Annotated in this window: 13 protein-coding genes and 4 pseudogenes; 13 read left to right on the top strand and 4 right to left on the bottom strand. The window is 74.3% G+C overall.

Going from position 1 to position 16564, the window contains the following annotated elements:
- Window positions 1-1059 (bottom strand): DEAD/DEAH box helicase (locus E1258_RS18975; protein ID WP_132403009.1); only part of this gene is annotated, 1059 nt, incomplete at its 3' end.
- Between the two features lie 498 nt (window positions 1060-1557).
- Between E1258_RS18975 and E1258_RS34960 the strand changes: the two are divergent.
- From E1258_RS34960 to E1258_RS18995, 6 genes and pseudogenes are all read left to right on the top strand, one after another.
- Window positions 1558-1632: pseudogene (locus E1258_RS34960) on the top strand (glycoside hydrolase family 9 protein); the annotation flags it as partial.
- Between the two features lie 155 nt (window positions 1633-1787).
- A complete protein-coding gene (locus E1258_RS33990) occupies window positions 1788-2099 on the top strand; it encodes a glycoside hydrolase family 9 protein (RefSeq protein WP_243715549.1) in 312 nt (103 codons plus the stop codon).
- 42 nt (window positions 2100-2141) lie between these two features.
- Window positions 2142-2435 (top strand): annotated as a pseudogene (locus tag E1258_RS33995) (glycoside hydrolase family 9 protein); the annotation flags it as partial.
- 409 nt (window positions 2436-2844) lie between these two features.
- Entirely contained in the window at window positions 2845-3810 is a 966-nt protein-coding gene (locus tag E1258_RS18985) for a DUF5715 family protein (protein WP_132403012.1), read from the top strand.
- Between the two features lie 3 nt (window positions 3811-3813).
- Window positions 3814-4110: pseudogene (locus E1258_RS18990) on the top strand (asparagine synthetase B); the annotation flags it as partial.
- 232 nt (window positions 4111-4342) lie between these two features.
- The gene (locus E1258_RS18995; protein WP_132403015.1) at window positions 4343-5356 is read left to right on the top strand and encodes a carcinine hydrolase/isopenicillin-N N-acyltransferase family protein; all 1014 of its coding nucleotides are present in this window, start codon (window positions 4343-4345) and stop codon (window positions 5354-5356) included.
- 178 nt (window positions 5357-5534) lie between these two features.
- On the opposite strand, the gene E1258_RS19000 is transcribed toward E1258_RS18995, so the two are convergent.
- Complete coding sequence (locus E1258_RS19000) at window positions 5535-6566, bottom strand: hypothetical protein (protein WP_132403018.1); 1032 nt, start codon at window positions 6564-6566, stop codon at window positions 5535-5537.
- A 281-nt stretch (window positions 6567-6847) separates the two neighbouring features.
- On the opposite strand from E1258_RS19000, the gene E1258_RS19005 reads away from it, so the two are divergent.
- The 4 genes from E1258_RS19005 (at window position 6848) to E1258_RS19020 (ending at window position 12155) form a co-directional block, all read left to right on the top strand.
- The gene (locus E1258_RS19005) at window positions 6848-8077 is read left to right on the top strand and encodes a sensor histidine kinase (RefSeq protein ID WP_132403021.1); all 1230 of its coding nucleotides are present in this window, start codon (window positions 6848-6850) and stop codon (window positions 8075-8077) included.
- On the top strand, window positions 8074-8739 hold the full coding sequence (locus E1258_RS19010) for a response regulator transcription factor (protein WP_132403024.1): 666 nt from the start codon (window positions 8074-8076) through the stop codon (window positions 8737-8739). Before E1258_RS19005 ends, E1258_RS19010 begins: the two co-directional genes overlap by 4 nt.
- Window positions 8740-8886: 147 nt before the next feature.
- Window positions 8887-9675 carry an ABC transporter ATP-binding protein gene (locus E1258_RS19015; protein WP_132403026.1) on the top strand — a complete coding sequence of 263 codons (789 nt, stop codon included), beginning with the start codon at window positions 8887-8889 and terminating at the stop codon, window positions 9673-9675.
- On the top strand, window positions 9672-12155 hold the full coding sequence (locus E1258_RS19020; protein ID WP_132403029.1) for an ABC transporter permease: 2484 nt from the start codon (window positions 9672-9674) through the stop codon (window positions 12153-12155). Before E1258_RS19015 ends, E1258_RS19020 begins: the two co-directional genes overlap by 4 nt.
- 96 nt (window positions 12156-12251) lie before the next feature.
- Here the strand turns inward: E1258_RS19020 and E1258_RS19025 are convergent, their stop codons facing one another.
- Complete coding sequence (locus E1258_RS19025) at window positions 12252-13514, bottom strand: nucleotide sugar dehydrogenase (RefSeq protein WP_132403032.1); 1263 nt, start codon at window positions 13512-13514, stop codon at window positions 12252-12254.
- Between the two features lie 155 nt (window positions 13515-13669).
- On the bottom strand, window positions 13670-15004 hold the full coding sequence (locus tag E1258_RS19030) for a serine/threonine-protein kinase (RefSeq protein WP_132403035.1): 1335 nt from the start codon (window positions 15002-15004) through the stop codon (window positions 13670-13672).
- A gap of 427 nt (window positions 15005-15431) precedes the next feature.
- Between E1258_RS19030 and E1258_RS35455 the strand changes: the two genes are divergently transcribed.
- From E1258_RS35455 to E1258_RS19040, 3 genes and pseudogenes are all read left to right on the top strand, one after another.
- Entirely contained in the window at window positions 15432-15563 is a 132-nt protein-coding gene (locus tag E1258_RS35455; protein ID WP_256371018.1) for a hypothetical protein, read from the top strand.
- Window positions 15560-16207 (top strand): RNA polymerase sigma factor, encoded by a 648-nt coding sequence (locus E1258_RS19035; RefSeq protein ID WP_371688642.1) that lies wholly within the window; start codon window positions 15560-15562, stop codon window positions 16205-16207. The genes E1258_RS35455 and E1258_RS19035 overlap by 4 nt, the downstream gene beginning before the upstream one ends.
- A 15-nt stretch (window positions 16208-16222) precedes the next feature.
- Window positions 16223-16564, top strand: a pseudogene (locus E1258_RS19040) (hypothetical protein); the annotation flags it as partial.

Here is a 16564-nt window from a genome sequence, read left to right on the forward strand (position 1 = left end):
GTGCACGTACGACTCCGGGGCCGACGGCACGTCGTAGTTGACCACATGGGTGAGCTGCTCGACGTCCAGGCCCCGGGCCGCCACGTCGGTAGCCACCAGCAGATCCGCGGTGCCGGCGCGTAGCCGGCCCATCACCCGGTCCCGCTGCTCCTGGCTCATCCCGCCGTGCAACGCCTCGGCGCGGTAGCCCCGGCCGTTCATCGTCTCGGTGAGCCGGTCCACCTCCTCCCTGCTGCGGCAGAAGACGATAGCCGCGGTGGGCGACTCCACGTCCAGCACCCGGCCCAGCGCCGCCGGCTTGTGCGCCCGCGCCACGATGTACGCGCTCTGCCGCACCCGGGGCGTCTCGCCGGCCACCTGCTGCTCCCGGCCGATCTGGATGCGTACCGGGTCGGTCAGGTGCTGACGGGCCATCCCGTCGATCCGCGACGGCATGGTCGCCGAGAACAGCACCGTCTGGCGCTGCTGCGGGGCGTGCTCCAGGATCGCCTCGATGTCCTCGGCGAAGCCCATGTCGAGCATCTCGTCGGCCTCGTCCAGCACCACCGTGGCGAGGCCGCCCAGCCGCAGGGTGCCCCGGGCGATGTGGTCCAGCGCGCGGCCCGGGGTCGCCACCACCACGTCCACCCCCAGGTCCAGGGCGCGTAGCTGCCGGCCGATCGGCTGGCCGCCGTAGATCGGCAGCACCCGCGCGCCCAGGTCCTTGCCGTAGCGGTGGAACGCCTCCGACACCTGCACCGCCAGCTCCCGGGTGGGCACCAGCACCAGCGCCACCGGCTCTCCGCCGGCCCGCCCAGCCGGCATCCGCTGTAGCAGCGGCAGCGCGAAGGCGGCCGTCTTGCCGGTGCCGGTGGCGGCTTGGCCGAGCAGGTCCCGGCCGGCCAGCAGGGGAGGGATCGCCTCTCGTTGGATCGGCGTCGGCTCCTCGTAGCCGAGGGCGGACAGCGCGCCGAGCAGTTCGGCACGCAACCCGAGGTCGGTGAAGGCGCTCGCCTCGTCATCGACGCCGGGGGAGTGCGGGTCGGTCGGGGGATCCTGCCGTGCGGGTGCGGAACTCATGGGCAAAGCTTTTCATCACCCCGGCCGGCCCGCTGCGGCGACCTGCACAACGTCGTCCCCATTACGTTCACGACGCGGGTGGCCCGACGTCGGTCGGCGAAGGTTTCCTGGGCGGCAATGGCCTAGGCTGGGCCCCAGCGCTCCCGTCGACGGTCTGCCCGACCGCCCGGCGGCTTCGCGCTGGGCAGGTCCGGCAGGCGGTCACCCGACGCCCACCCCGGACGTACGCGCCACCGACGCCCTCTCCGGCGACAGCGCCCACGTCGCCGACTTCTCCGCCTACGACACCCTGGGCAGCGGCTACGTGCTCGCGGTCGGTGGGAACAGCAGCCACCCCTTCGACATCTCCGCCGACGCGGTGCGCAAGCTGCGCAATGACGCGCTGGCGTTCTTCTACCACCAGCGCAGCGGCACCCCGATCGAATCGCGGTACTCGGCACCCGGTACTCCCGTCCCGCCGGGCACGTCAACGTCGCCCCCAACCAGGGCGACAACGCGTTGCCCTGCCGCACCTCCTGCGGCTACACCCTCGACGTGCGTGGCGGCTGGTACGACGCCGGCGACCATGGCAAGTACGTCGTCAACGGCGGTCTGGCCACCTGGCAGCTACAGAACATCCACGAACGTGCCCTGCACGTGGCCGGGGCCGACCGGGCCGGGCTCGCCGACGGCACGCTGGCGATCCCCGAGCAGGCCAACAGGCCGCGGCGAAGGCCAACCCGAACCGGCTGGCGCCGGCCGCGGACAACACCGGCGGCGGCGCGTACGAGGACACCAACGTGGGTGACGAGTTCTACTGGGCGGCGGCCGAGTTGTACGCCACCACGGGGGCGGCCGGCTACCGCGCCGACGTGACCGGCTCGTCCTACTACAAGGGCGCCAGCTTCACCACCCACGGCTACGACTGGAACTGGACCGGTGGGCTCGGCGACACCACCCTGGCCCTGGTGCCGACCGGCCTGCCGGCCGCCGACATCACCGCCACCCGGGCTGCGATCGTGGCCTTCGCCGGCCGGCTGCTGACCCAGACCGCCAGGTAGGGCTACCCGGCCCCGGGCAGCGGCGACGGGACGTACTACTGGGGTTCCAACGGCACCGTCGCCAACAACGGCAACGTCCTGGCCCTCGCCTTCGACTTCACCGGCCAGCAGAAGTACCGCTCCGGGGCCTACGCCGCCTACGGCTACCTGTTCGGCCGCAACCCGTTGAACCAGTCCTACGTGGCCGGTTACGGCGAGGAGCCGGTGACGGGGGTCGCCCGCCGCGCCCCGGCCGGCGGCCCTCGGCGCGACGCGGCAGGTGGCAGGTCACGGCGCTTTCGGCCGGCCCACCGCGAACCCGGCCGTCCTGCGCCCGATCCTTGCCGCCTGTCGTGAATCCCGTCCGCCGCCTGCTCGGTCGGTGAAGGGGCTGCGGGATCGACGACGTTCGGCGAAACTGGTCAGGGCCTCTTCCGACCGGAATCGAGGCCCGGGCGGACGGCCGGGGTGCCGCACCCACCCCGGCCGTCCAGCTCCACGCGGCGGCGACAACGCCGGCCGCCCGGCCCCTGGCGCGTGCTCAACGGCGAACGCGCAGGTAGTCGAGTCCGTCATCCGTCGACGCGTCGCCGGGCCAAGTCAGCCGGTTGGCGAGCGGTGCGGCGGCTGCCGTGCGGGCCCGGAGAGGGCCCGCCGCGCGCATTCGGGGGAGATAGGAAGATTGTTCGGCCGCTCCCGGCTTCTTGTGATTACGGTGTGTTTCGAGGTAAGCACGCCGTGTCGTACCGGGAGAGGGGACCCGACCATGCGAGTGCCCAGCCGAAACCCCGGCCAGCAGCCCGGCACGTCCGTCGCCTCCACCGCCCCGGCGCGGAGTGTGCCGCGGGGCGTCGCCCCCCGCCCGGCCCCACCGACGGCGGACCTCGACGCCTACCGGGCCGCCGTGACGGACCTGCTGGTCGAGGTCGGCGCGCTCGCCGACCCGGACTCGGCGGGGGCCCGACAGGTGTTGCTCGACGAGCGGCTGCGCGAGCCGGCGATCGCCGCGGTGTTCGACGCCACCGCTCAGGGCTTCGTCGGCGCCCGGGAGACGCTGCTGCTGGAGATGGCCCGCTACCAGCCCAACGCGCGCAGCTCCGCCGGCGACCTGGCCGCTCTGGTAAGGATCTACCTGCTCTCCCGGATCGACGTGATGTGGTGGCGCGACGCCGCCGCCTTCATGACCGACGCGCAGGTCCACACCAGCACCGACCTGGTCGACCTGGAGTGGCTGCGCCGCCGCGACCTGCTCCGCTTCCGCTACCAGGGGCAGTGCGCCACCATCGTCGGCCGAAGCGTGCGGGCGGTACGCCGCCGGCTGCTCCCGGACGCCCGGCCACGCACCGCCGGGCTGAGGTTCTGCCGGGCCCGGCGCGAGGTGATCGCCCTGCTCAACGACATCGGCCGCGAGTTCGCCCGCAGCGCCCCGCCCGGCACCCCGCCGCTGTGGGTGACCAGTCTGGTCCGTAGCGCCGAGCACCAGCACCAGCTACGTCGCCTCGGCTACACCGCGATGGTGCCCAGCGGCCACTGCCTCGGCTACGCGGCCGACGTGGAGGTGGCGTGGTTCCAGCGGTTCGGTGCCCGGGACGTCCTGGCCGGCCTGCTGCTGGCCCGGCAACAGGCCGGGGAGATCAACGTGGTCGACGAGGGGCAGGCCTGGCATTTGTGCCTCGCGCCCGCCGCCCGGGCGCGGTACCGCCGCGCGTACGAGGCCGAGATGGGGGTCTGAGCCGTGTGCGGCATCGCCCTGAGCATCGGCCCCGAGCCGACCCGGCCACCTTCCGGCGGATGCTGGCCGTCCTCGCCCCGCGCGGCGAGGTGACCGAGACCCGCCGGGAGGCCAACCTGCTCGCCGGCACCCGCCGGCTGCGCATCGTGGACCGGGCGCGGGCGGTGCAGCCCTGGGTCTCCGCCGACGAGCGCCTGCTGCTCTGCTACAACGGCGAAATTCAACCACCGCGACCTGCGCGCCGAGCTGACCCGGCTGGGGCACCTGTCCCGCAGCGCAAGTGACACCGAGGTGGCGGTCGGTCAGGCAGTGAGCGGCAACGCGCCCACGCCGGCGAACGTGGCGGCCACCGCGAGCAGGGCACCGGCGGCCAGGAACCGGCCCAGCGGCACGGCCACCCCGGCGACCCGCCGCGCTGCTGTGACCAGACACTCCGGCCGCCGCCCGGCCGGCCGCCGCCCGGCCGGCCGCCGCCCCTGGCCGCCCGGCCGTGGTAGACAACGGCCGATGGCTGACCTAGCGTTCAGCAATCATGCGTAGGACCTTTTTGGGGGCCGGTCTGGCCCTGCTGCTCACCGTCACCGCCTGCTCCGGCCCCGAGCCCACCGCCGTCGCTGGGCCGACGCCCGCGGGCACGCCCGCCGGCACGCCCACCGCGTCGCGGCAGGACGCGGCCGAGGCCGACCGCACCCTGGCCAGCCTGCGCCGGGTCGACGACCTGCCGATGTGGGAAATGACCTTCGTCGGCGACTACGACCCGACCGTCGGCACCGACGCCGCGCCGCCCAGCCCGTTCGGCTGCTCGCTTTTCGCCGCGTCGGGCGACCCGAGCCGGCCACTGTTCGCCCGCAACTTCGACTGGGAGGCCAACCCGGCCCTGGTGCTGCGCACCGACCCGCCGGACGGGTACGCCACGATCTCCCTGGTGGACATGTCCTACCTCGGCGTCGGGGCCGACCCCACCGGGGACCGCCGGCTGCTCAACGCGCCTCTGCTGCCATTCGACGGCATGAACGAGCGCGGGCTGGCCGTCGGGCTGGCCGCCGACGACGGCGCCACCGTCCGCGCCGAGGCGGGTCGGCCCACGGTCGGTTCGGTACGCATCCTGCGGCTGGTGCTCGACCAGGCCGCCACGGTGGACGAGGCCGTCGCCGTCTTCGGCCGGCACAACCTCGACTTCGACGGGGGGCCGCCGCTGCACTATCTGCTCGCCGACGCCACCGGCGCCTCGGCCGTGGTCGAGTTCGTCGACGGCACGATGCGGGTCGAGAAGGGGCGGGGTGGCTGGCAGGCGCTGACCAACGTGCCCGTGATCGGCGTACCCGAGGAGCGCCGGCGCACCGACCACCGCTACGGGCTGCTCGCCGCCGCCCTGGCCAGAACCGGCGGGGTGGTCGACGACCGGGCGGCGCTGGAGCTGCTCAACGACGTCCGGCAGGGCCACACCCGCTGGTCGGTGACCTACGGGCTGCGCACGGGCGAGATCCACCTGCGCACGGCCACGGGCACGGGCCGCCGGTACCGCCTGCCGGTCACCCTGCCGTGACGCGTCCGGCAGGGGCCGCCGCTGCCGGTCCAGGGTTGGAGCCCGGGTCGTCGCCCCGGTTCCCGGCCCGTGGCGCGACTGACCGCCGCCGCGATTCCGTGGCGGCGGCGGTCAGCCGGTCGTGCCGGTGGGCCGGCGACCGGGGCGATCCCGGCCTCCGGCCCACCGTCCCCCTCGGTCAGCCCCGGCCGGGCTGGAAGGTGTAGTCCACGCCGCCGACGTCGTAGCTCTCCCCGAGCCTGCGCGCCGGGCCGACCTGGACGACCTGGAGGGTGTACGCCTTCTGCAGCGTCTCGCCGGTGGCGAAGCTCAGCTTCACCACGGGCCGCTCCTCCGGCTTGATCAGCAGGCCCTTGATCTGGGCCTTGTACGGGTCGACGACCTGCACCGAGGTCCTGCCGACCACCTGGATGCCCTCACCCTGCCCACCGGCGGCCCGCCAGCGCTCGAACAGCTCCGGCCCGAGGTCGGCGACGATCTTGACCCCCGGCACCGGCTCGCCGAGCGGGCGGAACGCGATGTCGAACGGGGCCGGCTCGGCCAGCGCGTTCGCCAGGGCGAACGGCCGGTCGCTGACCACGCCGCCGCCCGCCGAAACGGTGTTGGCGTTCTTCCAGGCGATGTTGTTGTTGTACTGCGTGTTGATGGAGGTCGCGGTGCCCTCGAACAGCATCGGGTCGGTCGCCGACTCCCAGCGCAGCAGGAGGCAGAAGTGCCCGAGGGAGGGCACGTTCGGCCACGCGATCGACGTCGTGGTGACCCCGGGCGCGACCGGCAGGGTCTTCGACCCGATCGGCGTCCAGTGCGCCGGCCAGTTCGCGCCGCCACCGGAGGTGGTGTAGTACGCCCTCAGCGTCCCGTTGCTGATTCCGGAACCGTACGGGCCATTGTTTCGCAGGTTCACGAAAATGTAGCTCGTCGACCCGACGACCGGGTTCGTGTGCGAGAGGCACTCGATCCCGTTGGGGCAGATCTTGACGTCCGGGCTGTTGAAGAACGACGAGTAGATGGCACCGTGCGGCTCGAGCCCCGTGTCCGACGAGATGTCCTTGATGTAGACGTCGGTGCGGCTGTTCGCGGTCATGCCGCCCTTGTCGACCGCCGCCGTGGCGGTGCCGCTCAGTGAGAACGCCAGCGCGGCGGTCATCAGGGCACCGAACAGCAGGCGGGCCGTGCGCCGCGGGCGTGGACGTGCCAGCGTGATTCTCATGCTGATTCCCTTTCGACAGGTGGTGGTGGGTCGGTCGAGTGGTGGATAATTGTTCGGCGACCCGCTCGGCAACTGTATGACAGCGGTCGCCGTAAATGGAACAGTCGAGATTGTCGATTGCTCAAAAGGCGTCCGCATTTGCCGGGGAGGTGGCAATTCCCGGATACGGCGGAACATGAATCTGAAAGTCACGCGTCGAGAGGTATCAACGACGGCGGACGCGACTCCTGTACACCCAACCGCCGCCATGCCCGCGCGATTGCCGTCGACCCGTACGCTGGGTGACCGTGAGGCGCATCCTGTCCAGTCGACCGCTACGCACCGTGGCCTTCGACGTGGCGGTCTCCGGCTTCGTGGTGCTGGTCGGCCTGGCCGCGACGGCCAACCAGCGCGGCGGCTGGTGGGCCACCGGGGTCGGGGCGGCGATGGCCGCGGCCCTGCTGCTGCGGCGTACCCATCCCTTGGCGGTGACGGCGGTGGTCGCCGTGCTCGCCGGCGTCCAGGTGGCCGCCGGCTGGGGACCGTTGGCCTTCGACGTGGCCGTGCTGATCGCCCTGTACAGCGTGGTGAAGTACGCCGACCGGCTGCGCGACGGCATCGTCGCCGGTGCCGTCGCCGCCGTCGGCGTGGTGCTGGCCGCGCTCCAGGTCGAGGGCACCGTCGCCTGGTGGGCCTCGGCGATCTGGCTCGCGCTGGTCACCGGCGCGGTCTGGCTCATGGGGCTGAACGTGCGCACCCACCGGCTCTACGTGCTCACCCTGGAGGAACGGGCCGCGACCCTGGAACGGGAGCGGGAGGCCGAGGCCCGCGCGGCGGTGGCCGAGGAACGCACCCGCATCGCCCGCGAGCTGCACGACGTGGTGGCGCACAGCATGGCCGTGATGATCGTGCAGGCGGACGGGGCCCGCTACCTGTTCGACCGGGACCCGCAGACCGCCCGGGAAGCGGTGCGGGTGGTCGCAGACACCGGTCGGCAGGCGCTGGAGGAGATGCGCCGCCTGGTCGGGGTGCTGCGGGAGACCAGCGCCCCCGAGCCGGCAATCGGGCCCGACGGCGCGGGGCCTGCGGGGCTGTCGGCGGAGCCGGCGCATCGGCGGCCGGCGTTGGTGGAGCTGCCCGAGCTGCTGGACCGGTTCCGCGCCGCCGGGCTGCGCATCGACGCGACGGTCACCGGCGAGCCGCCGTCCCTGCCGCCGGGGCTGGAGCTGACCGTGTACCGGGTGGTGCAGGAGGCGCTGACCAACGCCCTCAAGCACGCCGGGGTCGGCGCGACCGTCGCGTTGAGTCTCGCCCATACCGCCGACGCCGTCGTGGTCCGGGCCGTCGACGACGGGCGCGGCCGGCCGGTGGTTCGCCCCGCGCCGTCCGGCGGTCACGGCCTGGTCGGCATGCGCGAGCGGGTGACGGTGTACGACGGCAGCCTCACCGCCGGCCCGAGGGTGGCCGGGGGGTGGCAGGTCGAGGCGCGGCTGCCGCTACCGTCGAGCACGGGGGCGGAGGTGGCGGCATGACGGTCCGTGTGGTGATCGTGGACGACCAGGCGCTGGTGCGCGCGGGTTTCCGGATGGTGCTGGACTCCCAGCCCGACCTGACCGTGGTCGGCGAGGCCATCGACGGCGCCGACGCGCTGCGGGTGCTCGACCGCGTCGAGGCCGACGTGGTGGTGATGGACGTCCGGATGCCGACCATGGACGGGGTGGAGGCCACCCGGAGGATCTGCGCCGACCGGCCCGGCGACCGGCCCCGGGTGCTGGTGCTCACCACCTTCGACACCGAGGACGACGCGTTCGCCGCCCTTCAGGCCGGCGCGAGCGGCTTCCTGCTGAAGAACGTGCCGCCGGAGGAGCTGCTCGCCGCGATCCGGGTGGTCGCCGAGGGCGACTCCGTGGTGGCCCCGTCGATCACCCGCCGGTTGCTCGACCGGTTCGCCGGCCAGTTCGGCCCCGGCCCCGCCGCCGACCCCCGGCTGGCCCAGCTCACCGAACGGGAACGCGAGGTCCTCCTGCTGGTGGCGCAGGGCCTGTCCAACGCCGAGATCGCCGCCCGGGTGCACGTCGCCGAGGCGACCGTGAAGACCCACGTCGGGCGGATCCTGGCCAAGCTCCGACTCCGCGACCGCGTGCAGGCGGTGGTCCTGGCGTACGAGAGCGGCCTGGTCACCCCCGGGAGCTGACGGCGGGTACGACCCAGGTCGTACGGCCACGCGCCGTCGGGACGCCTTCGGGCGCACGGGGATCGAGCACTCGGGCGGACGCGGCGCGTCGATGCCGCCCATAGCGTCGAGGGCGTTCCAGCCACCGCCTTCACGGGGAGCCCCAACGTGTCCGTACCACCTCCCGCGTTCGCCCCCGCCGGCGTCGCGGTCACCGCCTGCGCCCTGCGCAAGGAGTACGGCGCCGGCCAGGCCCGGGTCGTCGCCCTCGACGGCGTCGACGTCGACTTCGCCGCCGGCCGGTTCACCGCCATCATGGGCCCGTCCGGCTCCGGCAAGTCCACCCTCATGCACTGCCTCGCCGGCCTGGACCGGCCCACCGCCGGAGCGGTGCGCATCGGCGACGCCGACGTCGGCCGGCTCGACGACCGGCGGCTCACCCTGCTGCGCCGCGACCGGGTCGGCTTCGTCTTCCAGAAGTTCAACCTGCTGCCCGCGCTGACGGCCGCGGAGAACATCGTGCTGCCCCTGGCCATCGCCGGGCGCCGCCCCGACCCGGGCTGGTTGCGGCAGGTGGTCGCCGCCGTCGGGCTGGCCGACCGGCTGCGGCACCGGCCCGCCGAGCTCTCCGGCGGCCAGCAGCAGCGGGTCGCCGTCGCCCGCGCCCTGATCACCAAGCCGTGGGTGATCTTCGCCGACGAACCCACCGGCAACCTCGACTCCCGCTCGGGCGCGGAGGTGCTGCGGCTGCTGCGCGAGGCCGTCGACACGCTCGGACAGACCGTGGTGATGGTGACCCACGACCCGGTCGCCGCGAGCCACGCCGACCGGGTGGTCTTCCTCGCCGACGGCCGACTGTTCCGCGAGTTGGCCGCGCCGACCGCCGAGGCCGTCCTCGACGCGCTCGCCCACCTCGACCCGGCCCCGGCCGCGGCGGGAACGGTGGTCCGGCGATGATCAGGCTGACCCTGCGCACCATGCGCGCCGACGCGCTGCGGCTGCTGCTGTCCGCGCTGGCCGTCGTGCTCGGCGTCGCGTTCGTCGCCGGCACGCTGACCCTCACCGACGGGATGAAGCGCGGCGCGTACGACCGGGCCGGCGTCTTCGACCGGCACACCGACCTCGCCGTGTACGCCGGGCGGAACCCGATCCCGCCCGCCCTGGTGGAGCGGGTGCGCGCGGTGGACGGGGTGAGCGCGGCGGCCGGGGAGCTGACCGGCACCGCCGGGGTCGTCGGCTCCGACGGCAGGCCAGTCCTCGGGTACGCCGTCGTCGTCGCGATCCCCACCGAGGCGGCCCTCCAGTCGTACGACGTGGTGGCCGGGCGGCTGCCGCAGCGCCCGGGCGAGGTGGTCCTCGACGCGCCCACCGTCGCCGAGGAGGGGTTTACCCTCGGCGGGCCGGTGAGCGTGGGCGGCAGCGCCGCGGCGGCCCGCCCGTACACCCTGGTCGGCACGGTCGACGTGGCCGGCACCTCCCGGGACGTCGGCGGGCCGTTCATCGGCCTGGCCGGGCCCGACGCTCTGGCCGTGTCGCAGCAGCAGGGCTACGGGCGGATCATGGTGGCCGCCGTGCCGGGCGTCCCGGCGGCGGAGCTGGCCGCGCGGGTGGCGGCCGTGGCCGGCGGCGGCGTGACGGTGAAGGGGCGGCAGGCGATCCTCGACGCCGCCGTCGACGACGCGGTTCGCGACCTGAGGCAGTTCAACCTGCTCCTGCTCACCTTCGCGGCCGTGGCGGTGGTGGTGGCCGGGTTCGTCATCGCCAACACCTTCGCCATCGTGCTCGCCCAGCGCACCCGACGCACGGCGCTGCTGCGGCTGGTCGGCGCGACCCGGGGGCAGGTGTTACGGGCGACCCTGCTGGAGGCGGCGGTGACCGGGCTGGCCGCCTCGGCGCTCGGCGTGGCGGCCGGCGCCGGCCTCGCCGTCGGCCTGGACGCCCTGATGTCCGCGTTCGACGTGCCGATGTCCGGCGGCGGGATCGCAGTCACCGCGCCGACCGTGCTGTCCTGCCTGCTGCTGGGCACCGCGCTCACCGTGGGCTCCGCCGCCGTGCCCGCCTGGCGGGGTACCGGGGTCGCGCCGGTGGCCGCGCTCACCGACGCGGCGGTGCAGCCCACCCGCCGGGCCGGCCGGGTCCGGCTGGCCATGGGCGGGCTGGTCCTAGCCGCCGGGCTGGCCGCGCTGGCGTCGGCCGGGGCCGTCGGTCAGGTGCCACTGGTCGCGGCCGGCGGGGTGCTGGCGTTCTTCGGCATCGTGCTGCTCGGGCCGGTGCTGGTGCCGGCGCTGGTGCTGGTGTTCGGCGTCCCGGCGCGTCGGCTGTTCGGGGCGACCGCCGGCCTGGCCGTGGCGAACGCGGTGCGCAACCCGCGCCGGATCGCCGCGACCTCCACCGCCCTGGTCATCGGCATCGGCCTGGTGTCCGCGTTCGTGGTCGGGGCGGGCAGCGTCAAGGCCGGCATCGAGCGGGCCGTGGACCAGCAGATCGGCGTCGACTTCCTGGTCGTCGGCGTGGGCGGGAACCTGCCCCGGCCGCTCGTCGACGAACTGGCGGCCCGCGGCGAGCTGGGCGTCGTGCACGAGCAGCGCAGCCGGATCAGCGACGGAATCGAGTTGAGGGCCGCCCACCCGGCGCTGGTCGGGCGCACCCTGACCGCCGTGGACGCCGGCGACGCCGGCCGGTTGGGGCCGGGCCGGGTGCTGGTGCACCGCGAGCTGGCCCGGGCGCGCGGCTGGGCGGTCGGCGACAGCGTCACCCTGGCCGGGCGGCCGTTCACGGTGGCCGCCGTCGTCGCCGACGACGGGCCCGCGCTGGTCGGCAGCACGGTTCCGGCCGGCCACGTGGTCGACGTGGCTGACGTCGACTTCGCCCGCCTCTTCCCGACCGAGCGCGGCTTCCTCGCCGAGGTCGACCCGGCCGCCGGGGTGCCCGCCGAGCGGGCCCGGGAGGCCGTCGAGTCGGTGGTGGCCCGGTACCCGACGGTGAACCTGATGGACCAGGCGGCGTACAAGAAGTCGCTCACCGGCACGGTCGACCTGCTGCTGGCGTTCGTCGTCGCCCTGCTCGGCCTGGCCGTGGTCATCGCCCTGGTCGGGGTGGCCAACACGCTCAGCCTGTCGGTGGTCGAGCGCACCCGGGAGAACGCCGTGCTGCGGGCGGTCGGGCTGACCCGGGGCCGGATGCGGGCGATGCTCGCCGTCGAGGCGGTGCTGATGGCGCTGGTCGGCGCGGTGCTCGGGGTGGGCCTCGGCACCGGCGTCAGCGCGGGTGCGATGGCGGTGGTCGCCCGCCTCAGCGGCGAGTTCACGCTGGTGCTGCCGTGGGGGCGGCTCGGGCTGATCCTCGCGGTCGCGGTGCTGGCCGCGCTGGCCGCGTCCGTCCTGCCGGCCCGCCGCGCCCTCGCCCGCCCGATCGTGGAGTCCCTGGGGGCGGAGTAGCAAGGAGGGGCCCCTGTTAACGATTTCGGTAGAGCAGGGGCCCCTTCTTGACGCCGGCCGCCCCGCGCGGGGCGGGCCGTGTGGCGCGGCCCGTCGTCAGAGGCGCTCGACCGTCGGGCCCTGGCAGCGGTTGCGGGTGTCGAAGACGTACCGGGCGTGCCGCACCACCAGGTCGTAGTCGAGGCAGTCGTGGTCGGTCACCACCACCACGGCGTCGGCCTCGCGGACCTCGCGTTCGGTCAGGGCGACCACGACCACGCCGCCCGGCAGGTGGTGCGGCTCGGCGTACGGCTCGACCGCCCGGACCTCGGCGCCGAGGGCCTGCAGGCGGCGGGCCACGTCGACGGCGGGGGAGTCCCGCATGTCGCCGGTGTTGGGTTTGTACGCCAGCCCGAGCAGCAGCAGCCGGGCCCCGCTGACCGCCCGGCCGGCCCGGTTGAGCCCGTTCATGATCCGCTGGGTGACGTGCTCGGGCATCTCGTGGTTGACGTCGTTGGCCAGCTCGATGAACCGGAACTGCCGCCCCAACCGGCGCTTGACCTGCCAGGACAGGTAGCACGGGTCGATGGGCAGGCAGTGCCCGCCGACGCCCGGGCCCGGGCGGAACGGCATGAACCCGAAGGGCTTGGTCTCGGCGGCCTTGATCGCCTGCCACACGTCGATGTCGAGGTGGTGGCTGAGCATGGTCAGCTCGTTGATCAGCGCGATGTTGACCTGGCGGAAGGTGTTCTCGATCAGCTTGGTCAGCTCGGCGACCCGGGTGGAGTCCACCGGCACGGTCCGCTCGACGAGCCGTCGGTAGAACGCGTCGACCCGCTCCCGGGAGGCCGCGTCCACGCCGGAGATCACCTTCGGGGTGTTCTCCAGCTTCCAGACGGGGTTGCCGGGGTCGATCCGCTCGGGGCTGTACCCGAGGTGGAAGTCGCCGGGGGCGGTCAGCCCGCTGGCCGACTCCAGCAGCGGCCGGAGCAACTCCTCCGTGGTGCCGGGATACGTGGTCGACTCGAGGACCACCGTGCACCCCGGCCGCACGTACGGGCCGATGCCGTCGCCGGCCTGCTCGACGTAGCTCAGGTCGGGTACGCCGTCGCGCAGCGGGGTGGGCACGGTGATCACGCAGATGTCGAAGCCCTCGGCGTCGGCGTACTCGGTGCTCGGGCGGTACCGGCCGCTGCCCAGCGCCCGGCCGAGCCGGTCGGCCGGGATGTCCTCGACGAAGGACTCGCCCGAGGCGAGCCGCTTGACCCGGTCGGCGTTGACGTCGAGGCCGACGACGTCCATGCCCGCCTCGACGGCGCGCATGGCCAGCGGCAGGCCCACGTATCCCTGGCCGATGACGACCAATTTCTCAGCGCTCACCCACGGCTCCCGCAGCAGACGACGGAACGTACTTTCTCGTCAGCATAAGTGAGCTTCTGGGTCTTAAGTCCGATTTGGTAAAGGTGGGGCCGATGGGACGGCGGGCGCCCCCGGCCGGATCCGTCGGGTCAGGTGGCGGGGCCGCCCGGGGGGAGTCAGTTCCCCTGGGCCGGCGGGTTGGCCGGCGTGCTCGCCGTGGTCGGTGGCGGATCCACGGGCCGGGTCGGCGGCAGCCCGGTCGGCTCCGGCGTCGCCGACCCGCTCGGCTGCGGTGTCGGCGTCGCGGTGACCGACCCCGACGGGCGGCCCGCACCCGTTCGGAGCCTGCGGTCCTGGTCGACCACGGCCTCCTCGGTGGCGGCCGAGCCGTCGGACCCTGGCGTCGGAACGGCCGCCGGGACGGTTGGCTGGTAGTTCGTCGCGGGCGCGTTCGCGCTGTTCGCCGCGCCGAGCGCCGCGGCCAGCGCGACCCCCGCCACCGCCACGGCCACGAGCGCGCCGACCAGGGTGCCGCGCCGGCCGGTGCGGCCGACGGGGGAGCGCAGGGGGGTGGCGGTCAGCCGCACCGGCGGCAGGTCGTCCCGGGTGCTGTCCAGCCCGTCGTCCCGGGTGCCCGTCGGCCCGCGCAGCGGCACCGGCACGGTGCTGGTGGGCGCCGAACTGTCCGCGATGGTGGCCCGCGCGGCCTCCGACATCTGCGCGCCGCTGGCGTACCGCGCCGCCGGGTCCTTGGCCAGGGCCCGGGCCACCAGGCCCCGCACCGGACCGGGAATGTCGGCGGGCAGCTCCGGCGGCTCGTCGTCCAGGTGCCGCACGGCCACCTGCAACGGGTTGTCCCCGGTGAACGGCGGCCCGCCGGTCAGGCAGCAGTAGGTTACCGCCCCGAGGGCGTAGATGTCGGTGGCCCCGGAGACCGGCCGCCCGGCGGCCTGCTCGGGGGCCATGTAAAGCGCGGTGCCCGGCACCGCGTTGGTGCTGGTGATGCTCGTGACGTTGGTCGACCGGGCCACCCCGAAGTCGACCAGCACGACGGTGCCGTCCTCCTGCACCAGCAGGTTGCTCGGCTTGACGTCGCGGTGGACGATCCCGCCGGCGTGCGCCGCGTGCAGCGCCTGGGCGGCCTGGGCGACGATCGACATAGTCTCGGCCACGCCGAGGCGCCCCGCTGCCTCGATCCGCTTGGACAGCGGCTCGCCCTCGACGAACTCCATCACCAGGTAGTCGGCCCGTTCGCCGCTGGGCAGGTCGTCCTCGCCGCAGTCGTAGACCTGCACGATGCCGGGGTGCCGCAGGGCGGCCATGATGCGGGCCTCGGCGCGGAACCGGGCGATGAAGTCCGGGTCGGAAACCAGCGCCGGCAGCAGGACCTTGACCGCGACCCGGCGGCCGAGGATCTGGTCCGTGGCCCGCCAGACGTCACCCATGCCGCCGGTGGCGACACGGTCGTCCAGGCGGTACCGACCGCTGAGCACGACTCCCGAAGACAACACAGCAATACCGTACCCAGAGCGGGCGCTGCTCAATTCTCGTGCTCCGGCCGATGGGGGTGGACCACCGGTGCGGCCGCAGCGGTAGGGGGCCGCCCTCCCCGGATGCCCAGTGATCGACTCGCGACCAGCCGTCACCCGCCGTGTGTAACAGCGCCGTGGCCTGCGTGAACGGCTACGGTCACGGGCTCCGCGCCCGGCCCGCACCGCCGGCAGCGTCCATGGCCCGGATTGTGTCACATCGACTCGCCGTGCTCATCGTTTGATAATTCTCACTCTTCTCCTGCGAAACATTGACTTGCCCGCCCAAGACCTCGCTCCTACCGTTAGCGCGGCCCGGGCCAGCCCGCCCTGCCGGCCGGGCGTGCCCGCCGACGGCCGCGCCGGGCGGTGGTCCGGACATGTCGTCCGAGCGCGTACGGTGTCGGGCGTGATCAGGGTCAGCGGGGGGCTGATGGTACGGGAGGAGGTCCGGCTACCGGGCCAGGTCGGTGCCGGGTTCGTCGATGCCGGCGCGCGCCGGCCCGCCGGATTCCGGGCGGCGGGAGCGGCGTACTCATGACGAGTGAGCTGAACGTGACGAGTGAGCTGAACGAGGCGGTCGTCGCGGCGCAGGCCGGCGACGAGGACGCCTTCCGCTTCCTCTACCGCAGCCTTCAGCCCGGCCTGCTGCGCTATCTTACGGCGCTGGTCGCGTCGGACGCCGAGGACGTGGCCTCGGAGACGTGGTTGCAGATCTCCCGCGACCTGCCCAGCTTCACGGGTGGGGAGTTCCGGGCCTGGACCGTCACCATCGCCCGGAACCGGGCCATGGACCACCTGCGCCGGCAGCGCCGACGGCCCTCGCTTCCGGTGCCGGTGCAGGCGCTCAACGACCTGGCCGGCGACGCCGACACGGCCGAACGGGCCGGCGAGACCCTCGGCACCGAGGCCGCGTTGGCGCTGATCGCCACGCTCCCGCCCCGGGAGGCCGAGGCGGTGCTGCTACGCGCGGTGATCGGCCTGGACGCCGAGAGCGCCGGACGGGTGCTGGGCCGGCGGGCCGGGGCGGTACGCACCGCCGCCCACCGGGGGCTGCGCCGCCTCGCCACGCTCATGCGCCGCCAGGACCTGCCCCTGAATGTCGCTTCGCGCGCGACGCCGCCGCGTCCCCGCCCTGGCCGGCCGGCGGCCGGCGCGCCGTACGTCGAGCCGGCGGACGGTTGACGTGAGGGGAAACCGATGAGCTTCCGGCAGCCCGACCGGTCGGACCGGCCCGCCGACCGGGCGGAGTCCGACCGCCTCCTCGACGCGGCGCGCGACGGCCGCGCGTCCGGCACCGGCCGAACCGCTGAGGACCCGCTGGCCGCACTGCTCACCGCGGCGGCGGCCCCGGCCCGCCCCGGCGAGTTGGCAGGCGAGGAGGCGGCCCTGGCCGCGTTCCGGGCCGCCCGCGCCGCGCCGGCACCGACTCCGGCGCGCGCGCCCCGGCGGCGTCGCCGCTGGATAGGGGCGGTCGCCTGGCTCGGCGCGTTGGCCGCCACCGTCACGGCCGGTGTCGCCGTCGCCGCAGTCGGCCTGGAC

Source organism: Micromonospora sp. KC207 (genome assembly GCF_004348615.1).
Taxonomy (GTDB): Bacteria; Actinomycetota; Actinomycetes; order Mycobacteriales; family Micromonosporaceae; genus Micromonospora.